This is a genomic window from Marinomonas sp. S3726 (assembly GCF_000967665.1).
Lineage (GTDB): Bacteria > Pseudomonadota > Gammaproteobacteria > Pseudomonadales > Marinomonadaceae > Marinomonas.
On record NZ_JXYC01000037.1, the window covers coordinates 1 to 8,242 of the forward strand.

At 39.7% G+C, this 8,242-nt stretch carries 9 protein-coding genes; 6 read left to right on the forward strand and 3 right to left on the reverse strand.

Translation table 11 applies throughout. The features are described from left to right. Window positions 1-108: 108 nt before the first annotated feature. On the reverse strand, window positions 109-1,014 hold the full coding sequence (rarD, locus tag TW85_RS22425) for an EamA family transporter RarD (protein ID WP_157197010.1): 906 nt from the start codon (window positions 1,012-1,014) through the stop codon (window positions 109-111). A gap of 318 nt (window positions 1,015-1,332) precedes the next feature. On the opposite strand from rarD, the gene def reads away from it, so the two are divergent. The 3 genes from def (at window position 1,333) to TW85_RS22440 (ending at window position 3,303) form a co-directional block, all read left to right on the forward strand. Continuing rightward, entirely contained in the window at window positions 1,333-1,836 is a 504-nt protein-coding gene (def, locus tag TW85_RS22430) for a peptide deformylase (protein WP_046019392.1), read from the forward strand. A 34-nt stretch (window positions 1,837-1,870) separates the two neighbouring features. Then, a complete protein-coding gene (locus tag TW85_RS22435) occupies window positions 1,871-2,785 on the forward strand; it encodes a DMT family transporter (protein WP_046019393.1) in 915 nt (304 codons plus the stop codon). 110 nt (window positions 2,786-2,895) lie between these two features. After that, the gene (locus TW85_RS22440; RefSeq protein ID WP_046019394.1) at window positions 2,896-3,303 is read left to right on the forward strand and encodes a GFA family protein; all 408 of its coding nucleotides are present in this window, start codon (window positions 2,896-2,898) and stop codon (window positions 3,301-3,303) included. A gap of 86 nt (window positions 3,304-3,389) precedes the next feature. Here the strand turns inward: TW85_RS22440 and TW85_RS22445 are convergent, their stop codons facing one another. Continuing rightward, complete coding sequence (locus tag TW85_RS22445) at window positions 3,390-4,568, reverse strand: alpha/beta fold hydrolase (RefSeq protein WP_046019395.1); 1,179 nt, start codon at window positions 4,566-4,568, stop codon at window positions 3,390-3,392. 202 nt (window positions 4,569-4,770) lie between these two features. Next, on the reverse strand, window positions 4,771-5,259 hold the full coding sequence (locus TW85_RS22450) for a nucleoside deaminase (protein ID WP_046019396.1): 489 nt from the start codon (window positions 5,257-5,259) through the stop codon (window positions 4,771-4,773). Between the two features lie 225 nt (window positions 5,260-5,484). On the opposite strand from TW85_RS22450, the gene TW85_RS22455 reads away from it, so the two are divergent. The 3 genes from TW85_RS22455 to TW85_RS22465 all read left to right on the forward strand — a co-directional run bounded on the left by TW85_RS22455 (window position 5,485) and on the right by TW85_RS22465 (window position 8,182). Then, window positions 5,485-6,372: a LysR family transcriptional regulator gene (locus TW85_RS22455; protein ID WP_343251987.1), complete on the forward strand. Its 888-nt coding sequence runs from the start codon at window positions 5,485-5,487 to the stop codon at window positions 6,370-6,372. A gap of 139 nt (window positions 6,373-6,511) precedes the next feature. Beyond that, window positions 6,512-7,768 (forward strand): PatB family C-S lyase, encoded by a 1,257-nt coding sequence (locus TW85_RS22460; protein ID WP_046019398.1) that lies wholly within the window; start codon window positions 6,512-6,514, stop codon window positions 7,766-7,768. A gap of 159 nt (window positions 7,769-7,927) precedes the next feature. After that, window positions 7,928-8,182 (forward strand): GNAT family N-acetyltransferase, encoded by a 255-nt coding sequence (locus tag TW85_RS22465; RefSeq protein ID WP_046019399.1) that lies wholly within the window; start codon window positions 7,928-7,930, stop codon window positions 8,180-8,182. Window positions 8,183-8,242: the final 60 nt, after the last annotated feature.

Here is an 8,242-nt window from a genome sequence, read left to right on the forward strand (position 1 = left end):
GGGAGCGTCCATATATGTCTTTTATTTCTCTTTTTCATTTCTTACTATGTAGCAATCTATAACTGTCTGAGAATCACCACTCATCTAGCCGCTCTCTCATCATGCCCACTAACGATTTCGTTTATCTCTATCGATAGCAATTAATAACAAGGCAAGCATAATCGCGCCATAGATTGGCCATTGGATTAGCTCAATACGTTCACCCAGAATTAGGCCAAGACAAAAAACCAATGTGGGTTCTATATAAGTCAGTAATCCGAACAGGCTAAGCGGGAGTTTTTGTGAGGCGAATAAAAATAAAAGCATGGGTAAAGTGCCTATTAGCCCTAACCCTAGGAAATAAGCCCAAGACCAAAGCTCAATGTGTGGCCACTCATTAAAAGGGTGTAAATAGACCATGGCAAGCAGTGCGATTGGCAATATAAAGAGATTGTCTAGGGTAAATACTATGTCGCTAGCGATTGAGAAACGTCGGCGATTCATAAAGTACAGTGGATAGCCTAATGCAATGACTAATACAATCCACGAGATACCATCAGCAATCACATAGGCATAAATTACACCAGAAGCTGCAATCATGCATGCAAGCCATTGTGCTCGGGTTAATTGCTCGCCATACACAAAATAGCCAACGGCAACCAAGGTCAGAGGGAGTGCAAAATAGCCTAACGCCACAGAAAGTATTTCACCCTGTAATGGCGCCCAGACAAAAATCCAAAACTGTGGTGCAATCAAACAGGCAGAAAGAAAAAAGCTCGGCCATAACCGCCACTGCTTTAATTGTTCCCATAATTTAGAGATTCGCCCAACCAAGGCTAATCCCAATAACATAATGACAGAGCTCCACAAAACTCTTTGACCCGTTAACCAATGGCCTGCTTCAGAAGCGGTTCCTGTTAGGCTCGGTTGAAACTGTACATAAAGGGGCAGCATGGCAAATAAACAAGACGCGATTATCGATGCCAATACACCTTTCTTACGAGCTGAAAAATGTACGGTTTTATTCTTAAACATGGAGAAGGTCATAAGTTATCAAATTAAACTGATCAGATAATGAGAGTTCGGGCGTGGATGATATCATGACATTAGCGCATGTTAGGTAAAGATCGTGAATAACACGATAAAAACTAAAGTGTATTTTGTTCAGCCAGAGTGTTTGTGAACAAGTGAGGTTGTTACTATAAGATTAAATCGCAAATTAAATAGGGCATCTTTAGTAACTTATGTGAGCATTATTCAGGTGATTTTAGGCTTTATCTTTTTTAAAGTACTGAATCTGATGGTTTCTCAATCAAAAAAAGCGATAAAATACAAGGAAGTAAAAGGAAAGATATGGCAGTTTTAGAAATTCTTAAAGCACCAGATGCAAGGCTCAGGATTAAGTCAGAAAAGATAAAGGATGTTTCTTTAATACAAGGTCTGATCGACGATATGTTAGATACCTTGTATGCAACTGATAATGGTATTGGTTTAGCTTCAACTCAGATAGGTAGAAAGGAAGCTGTTGTTGTTATCGATCTATCAGAGAGTCGAAATGAAGCATTGGTTTTGGTTAATCCAGAAGTTGTTAATGGCTCAGATAAAGTCATGGGTCAAGAAGGCTGCTTATCAGTTCCTGATTATTATGCTGAGGTTGAACGCTTTTCATCTGTTGTCGTATCTGCACTAGATCGAGAGGGTAAACCTATTTCAATCGAAAGTAATGATTTTCTAGCTATCGTAATGCAGCATGAAATTGATCATTTATCTGGTAATTTGTTTATTGACTATCTTTCGCCACTTAAGCGTCAAATGGCTATGAAGAAGGTAAAAAAATCTCTCAAAGTGCACTCGTAATTTTTTCTAGTTTTATTTCAAGGTATGTTTGAATGTGATCCAGAGTAAGAAGCAATTTAATTATGCTGAGTCATTTCCTGTTTTTGCTGGTGTTTTTGCAATGTTACTGTGGAGTACTACAGCCGTTGCAAATAAAATTGCCATCATATACATGGACGGTTTGAGTGCCGGCATTCTTAGATCCATGCTAGCTGGGGTGCTGGCGTTGATTATTGCTTGCTTATTAAAATATCCATTTCCTAAAACTACGCTAGATCGTCTTCTTCTTTTGCTAACAGGCATTACTTCTTTTGGCTTATGGCCAGCATTAATCAGTATTGGAATAGAGCAAACTAGCGTGAGTCATGCTGCTTTAATAATGGCTTTAATTCCAATTTTCACTGTTATATTCAGTGCTTTAATTGAAATGAAAATACCATCTTTAAAATGGTGGATTGGGGCTTTAATCGCATTATTTGCAACTGTAATATTAATATTTTCTAGATTCGGACTGGATACTTCATCTAGTAATGAAGCTTATATTAAAGGTGACTTGATTATATTAGCGGGTGCATTGGTGTGTGCTATCGGATATGTCGCTGGTGGTAAGTTATCGCCAAAAGTTGGTACTGAAGCAACAACATTTTGGGGGCTTTCAATTTCTCTGATTTTTCTTATACCGACCTTTATTCAAATATCAGGGAATACGTTTTGGGCTAATGTATCACTAGTAGGCTGGGGAGCTATCTTTTGGATGGCATTATGCTCGTCGCTAGGTGGATATATATTATGGTTTTTAGCTTTAGGTCGAGGTGGTATCCAGCGTATTGGGTCAATTTTGCTTGTTATGCCTGTTATTACATTATTTTTTGCTAACGTTGTTTTGAATGAGTCGATCACGATATACATGTTGATGATTTGCGCTTGCATTGTTTTTGGAACGTACCAAGCGCAAAAGCATGCAAAATAATGAGCAAATTAAAGTACGAAAAAAGCAGTTAAAAACTCTATCTAAATCAGATATTCAAAATATTTAGGTAGCTGCAAGTAGCGTTATCATGCCTATACAAGGAGTCAAGAGTGGCTATTAATCTAAAAAGTGTTGGTGGTGTTGCTATTCAAGAAAGGCATAAAGGCTCGTGTCATTGTGGTTCTGTCGAGTTTGAACTTGATTTGCCCGATGGCCTTTTTGATATAAGGCGTTGTGATTGTTCTTTGTGTCGAAAGCGAGGAGCTGTTGCGGCATCGATTCCTTTATCTGGAATTCATATCATTAAAGGGCAAGAACTTCTGACCTTGTATCAGTTTAATACCAAGACAGCTAAGCATTATTTCTGTGCTAACTGCGGTATTTATACTCATCATCAGAGACGATCAAACCCAGCTCAATATGGTTTTAATGTCGCTTGCTTGGAAGGCATAAACCCATTGATGATAGATGATATTCCAACCTATGATGGGGTGAATCATCCTGCTGATAGGTTCTGATAAAAACATTACAAATATGGCTGGTGCTTTCTAGCTAATTAGCGGATGCTGACTCGTTTTCAAAGTCAGCAAACTCAGGCTAGTACTTACTTTTTAGTGCTTTCACTTCCCATCACTTGATCTAACAAGGCCATGGATTCTGTGAAGTAGGGGTTGTAGGTTAGGCGGGCATGGTTTTTGTTATCTTCTCTGTGCCCCCATGCTGAAAACCACACATCATCCCCGTTCATACATGCAGCTTCTTGCTCTTCTGTCTGACCATTGCTGCAAATACGGCTTTGTCCTTGAACGCCATAATTTGGGTTGTTAGGGGCAAACAGTAAGCCCATGTGCGAACCGTTTGAAATACGCTGTTCAGGTAATCTCATCGATAAAGTGGTGGACCTTGGCTCTGCTAATGCTTTTTCTCCTTGCCAGATTAAGCGGCTATTCGGATTATTAAATTGTTGTGTGAAAATATCGATAGCAAATTGAGTATCTATGACGCTATCGCCTTCACTCATTAACATGAAAACGGGCTTCTCATATTGGGTGTCTTCTAGCTGGTCTCTCACTTCGACAGAGGTTTCGTAATAGACAGCGGCTGCGCTCATGGGCAGTGAATTATACCTAAGTGGGTTATCTTCTGGGTCTTGGTCAGCCCAAGTAACAAAATAGCTAGCAAGCCCTGCATACTTTACCGAAGAGGAGTTTGGTTGAAATGCAGGAGAAAAAAGCAGTACGCCATTAATCGACTCATCTTGAATGGCAAGGTCGGTCACTAGGTTTGCCCCCGTGGAGTAGCCACCTACCCAGATAGAATCAACATTCGTTTTTAATAGCCTTGCGTGATGATCAACAATACCTTGCCAATCTTCCAGCGATGGTAGCTGTAGATCTCCAACTTTACTTGCATGGCCTGAGAGTAAAACAGTGCGAACAAGATAGCCTTTCTTCGCTAAATGCTCTGCAACGTTAATAAAAGAGTAGGGCGTGTCTCCCAAGCCGTGCACAAGCAGTACACCTTGGCCATTAGGTTGCTGTGGCTCGTATTCTCTGGGTAAAACGTCGAGTAATTCAGACTCTTTATCCTGAGTCATAAACACCCGGTTTGTTTCTAACCATTGCTTAGTATCTGCTACATAGTCAGAAAAACTTGTTTGATCATACTTAGGTAGCGTTTTAGCCGTTTGAAATGCAGGGTCATGAGGTTGAGTAGAACAGGCAATTAAAGCAGTTGAGGCAAGTGCGATAGCACCGAAGGTTAAGGTGTTTTTTCTACTCATAATGTGTACTTCAATTTAAGGTTTTAGCTTAAGAAACCAAGTTTTAAGATGAGTTCATTATCCTCAAATAACGGGCTGGCGATCAAGTCTGACAAGCCAGCATTTGGTGTAACTATTAAGCAAATGTGTAACAGTCTTGATACCTTTATAACGTGTCTTTAAGTCGTTAGTCTTTTAGCGCTTAGTTTTTGGAGTGTTTAACCTAAAGACATGACCAGTCTTCAATCCAATATTTTTTATGTTGTTCACAAGCTTGCTCAATGAGTAATTGTGATTGAGTAGATCTGACACTTGGTGGATTTACCGCGCCTGTAAACACGTCTTCGCTATGGCAAATTAAGCTTTTACCAGCAATGTCGTTTAATTCACTACCGCTACAAGCATAGACAACTTGCTTGATGCCAGACCAATAAATGGCACCAGCACACATGGCACAGGGCTCTGTTGAGGTATAGAGTACAGCCTCTTTACGCTGGCTCTCGCTTAAGTTTTGACACGCTTGGCTAACAAGGTTCATCTCAGCATGGCGAGTCGCATCGTGACAGCTATTAACTGTGTTCTCTGCCTTTAATACTTGTTTATTATCTATTACCAATAAGGCACCAAAAGGGTGGTTGCCTGCATCGACCGCAGCTTGAGATAGGTTTAGCGTTTGCTTAAGCCAATGGTTATCTTGCTCTGCTTGATTCATATTTTTACCTTTTTCAATGTGTGCCTGTTTAGCTTCTATTTAGCCATTCTTTTCTTTCTCTTCTGTGAGTCTCGCTTTTTAGGGAGGGATGGTCTGAGAGATGGCGACATTCTATTTTATGAAAAGCTTATTAAGAACTATAATGATTGGTAAAATGCGTTCTAAAAATTAGCACGCTTAAGCTTTGATAAGGAGTTAATTATTACAGCATTTTCAAAAGAGCTGATTTCTTTTATCGAAATAGCGAACGAAGGGTCTGTGCGAAAAGCTGCCAATAAGTTGAATATTTCTGCGTCTGCTTTAAGCCGACAAATGCGTATTTTAGAGGAAGACTATGGCTCTAAATTAATCATTCGTTTACCTCGGGGCATCGAGGTAACTGAGTCTGGTCGCGAGTTGCTGAATAAAGCTGAGTTTTGGCGCAAGCAAGATAAACACTTACGACTTGAAATGCAGCGCATTAATAAAGAAAGTCTAGAGGTGTTAAAACTCGGAATTATGGAATGTTTAAGCCAAACCTTACCTCAACAAATTGAGCAAGGGTTGGACCACATTCTTGGACAATATAGATTGGATATTAAAGTCGGCAATACCCATAGTTTATTGGCACAATTAGAGTCAGGTGAGCTAGATGTCATTATTGCGTTTAATGTACAAGATAATCGCCAAGTTCGCCTTTTTAGCCATGTTGACTGCCCAATCGGCCTAATTTATCCGCCAAGTTTAAACCTTGCTGAATCAAAGTTAGTTTCAAATACCCCGGTTCCCTTGGCTGATTGCTTACAATGGCCGCTTTGTTTAGCCGATGATGAGCTCTCCTTTCAACCCAGAATTTACGCCGAAATCATGCGACAGAAAAAGGCCCATACCTTGTGTGCCACAAGTAACTCGGTAAATGTTTTAAAACAGTGGGTAATCGCGGGTAGAGGCGTGACTTTTCTCACTCAGTTTGATGTGGCAAAAGAGCTTGCTAATAACGAATTATGCTTTCATCCATTAAAGGAAAAACGCTTAAGCGAAAAGCTCTGTTTGTGTCTCTCAACAAATACGCCAATGAACCAACAGATGAGGGCGATACTGGTACAGCTTGATAAGATCATTCAAGGGGATTGAGTTTTTACAGAGGGCAAATTTACATAGTGTTATTAACGCCATTGAGCATTAATTTCATCTAAATAACCATTAACGTCGTCTTTTTTTCTTCAGCTCCGTCTTATTAGGTATTCAACCTTTAATAATAAACGGAGACCCTATGAGTCAGTTCGATAACACTTTAAGTCGTGGCGACAATACCTTTATCAAAACTAAGCCTGAGATGCTTAATAACTTTTATGGCACGACGGATATTTTTCCTTATTGGGTTGCTGATATGGATTTTCAGGTAGCTCAACCCATTACTCAAGAGCTTGACCGATTAGTTAAACGTGGTGTATTTGCCTATGAGTTTAACGAAGAGGGGATCTTTAGTGCTATTAGTCATTGGTATTCAACACGTCATCAAATTGAATTATCAGAGAAAAACTTTGTACAAGTACCAGGTGTACTTTCTGGTATCGCGCTCTTGCTCCGACAGTTCACTCAAACGGGTGATGCTGTCTTAATCCATACACCTGCCTACCATCAGTTTGCTAATTTAATTAATAAAGCAGATCGTAAGTTGGTTAAAAGCGAGCTTATTATTGATGATGTAAATGAACTGAGTGATGTCGACGGTAACGGCTACCAAATTGACTTTGAGCAGTTCGAGCGCCAAATCCAAGCTGAAAATGTTAAAGCCATGATCTTTTGTAATCCTCATAACCCAACAGGGCGAGTCTGGTCTCAGGCTGAACTTGAGCTGCTAGTAGCAATTGCGGCAAGGCACCAAGTTTTGATTATCAGTGATGAAATACATTCAGACATTATATTTTCTGATAGCAAATTCATCAGTTTAGCCAGCTTTGATTATGAGAATATTATTACCCTGATTGGCTCACCCGCTAAAACTTTTGGCATGCACAGTATTTCAAATGGGTATGTATATACGAATAACCAATCACTCCTTAGCACAATTAAGCATGAAGTCAGTGGTATGTATCTCGATCACGGTAATGCCTTTACAAGTTTTGCCACGATAGCAGCTTATGAAAAGGGTGCTGCTTGGTTAGATGAAATGTTGGCTTATCTAGAAGAAACGCAGGTTTGGATACAAGACTTTATAACGGACAATATTCCCCAAATACGGGTCTTTAAACCTGAGGGCACTTATCAAGTTTGGTTTGATTTCTCAGGGCTTGGTCTAGATGAAGAAACACTGAAATCTTTAGTCTTCAAACAAGCCAAAATGGGTTTAACCCCAGGGATTTGGTTTGGTGCTAAGAGCCCGCAATACATGCGTATGAACGTAGCAACCTCTCGTTTTAACATAGTTAAATCGTTTGAACTTCTTAAATCTGCTGTCGCTGCAATTGGTACATTTGAGCCGGCTAAAAAAGAAGCGAAAGAAGATAATATTTCTGGCTGTTGTTAACTAGTGAATTATTTATTGGCAACTTAAAGGTTTCTCGTTACTAAAGGGGCTGCTTTTAAGTTGCCGTTTTTATCTTGCTACTTCCTTACAGAATGCCTGTTAACGTCTATTATCTGGTGAACGAGTGACGCTAATAAAGCAGATTATAAGGATGAAAAAATGGCATTTAGCAAAGCAGAAATTAAAGACTTAAATGAGATTGAAAGGTTACTGCAAGAGTCTGATTTACCCTATGAAGATTGTCAAAAACATCTTTCAAACTTCATTGTTTGTCGGGAAGATAATAAGATTATTGCAGTGGGTGGTACTGAGATTTATGGGCGTGTGGCATTAATTCGCTCGATAGTGGTACAGCAAGAATATAGGGGAAAGGATCTAGGGAACCTGCGAATAAGTCCTCCCGCCTCAGCGTGAGGATAAAAGCCGCTAGATTTATGGCGAGGAGCGTAACTTAATAGTTATTCTATTGATAAG